Origin of the sequence: Streptomyces sp. NTH33 (assembly GCF_003236365.1) — a bacterium.
Taxonomy (GTDB): Bacteria; Actinomycetota; Actinomycetes; order Streptomycetales; family Streptomycetaceae; genus Streptomyces.
In genome coordinates this window covers 1-727 of record NZ_POTZ01001039.1, presented here as the reverse complement: position 1 = coordinate 727, position 727 = coordinate 1, and the positions used below count along the sequence as shown (strand labels likewise).

The 727-nt window shown below is 71.7% G+C and carries 1 pseudogene; it reads right to left on the bottom strand.

Going from position 1 to position 727, the window contains the following annotated elements:
* Positions 1 to 381, bottom strand: a pseudogene (locus tag C1I97_RS38330) (histidine kinase); the annotation flags it as partial.
* Between the last annotated feature and the right edge of the window lie 346 nt (positions 382 to 727).

Below are 727 nucleotides of genomic sequence, written 5' to 3'. Positions count from 1 at the left end.
CCCCTGGGTGGTCTCGACGGTCTCGGTCACGGGGGAAGGCGGTGGGGTGCGGTGGTTGAGGACGGGCTTGCCGATGAAGGCCGGGTCGGGATGGGTGTAGCGGATGCCGTCCCTGGAGTACACGACGACGAGGTCGACGTCGGCCCCCTTCATGATCTTCTCGGCGACGGGCTGGAGCACCGCGGTGGGGTGGGGGCCGGTCACGGCCCGCAGCGTGCCCGGGGCGTACGCCAGCGTCTCGGCGACGTCCAGGGACCGCTGCCGGGCCACGGTCACGCTCCCGTCGCGGGCCTGCACCACGAGGGCCACCAGCGCCGCGACCGTGATCAGCACCACGACCAGCACCTGCAGCAGGAACACCTGCCCCGCGACGCTGCGCACCCTGAACAGGGACCGCAACCACCCCGCGGACGGCATCGGCGTCACGCCTTCCCCGCCGTCTTCCCGGGACCGCCGGTCCGAGGACCGGCGGGTCTGTGCGAACACTTCTCCATTTTGCGCCCTGTTGTCCGGTCGGCATGCGCAGGCGTACGGCGGCGGCCGCACGAGGTCCGGACGCGATCACCGGGTTGACAGCCGCCCGGCCACGGCCGCAAGATTTTCAACGATGTTGCGCCACAGGCAACAAGAAGGAGGCGGCGCGCAAGAAGGACCAGAAGGCCAGGAGCATCCGTGAGCCACCCCTCTCGCACCGGACGGCCAGGGCCCGGGCCCACCGCCCCGCACC